Below are 282 nucleotides of genomic sequence, written 5' to 3' on the forward strand. Positions count from 1 at the left end.
AAAGACAAAACCCCTACCTGCATGCGCAGATAGGGGTTTTGCGAAATGAATCTTGACGATGACCTACTCTCACATGGGGAAACCCCACACTACCATCGGCGATGCATCGTTTCACTGCTGAGTTCGGGATGGGATCAGGTGGTTCCAATGCTCTATGGTCGTCAAGAAATTCTGTAGCCAGAATGTCCAGATGGACAGCCCAGCGAATCCGGATATGTGATGTTTGTGATGCCTTGCGAACTTTCGGTTCATGTCATCTTCACCACCGCAATCTGCGTCAGC

1 rRNA gene is annotated in these 282 nt (G+C 50.0%); it reads right to left on the bottom strand.

Annotation, left to right across the window (positions count from 1 at the left end):
- Positions 1-50 precede the first annotated feature (50 nt).
- Positions 51-166: ribosomal RNA gene (rrf, locus tag GYA94_RS26285) — 5S ribosomal RNA — on the bottom strand.
- Positions 167-282: the final 116 nt, after the last annotated feature.

Origin of the sequence: Pseudomonas juntendi (genome assembly GCF_009932375.1) — a bacterium.
In the GTDB taxonomy this organism is placed as follows: Bacteria; Pseudomonadota; Gammaproteobacteria; order Pseudomonadales; family Pseudomonadaceae; genus Aquipseudomonas; species Aquipseudomonas juntendi.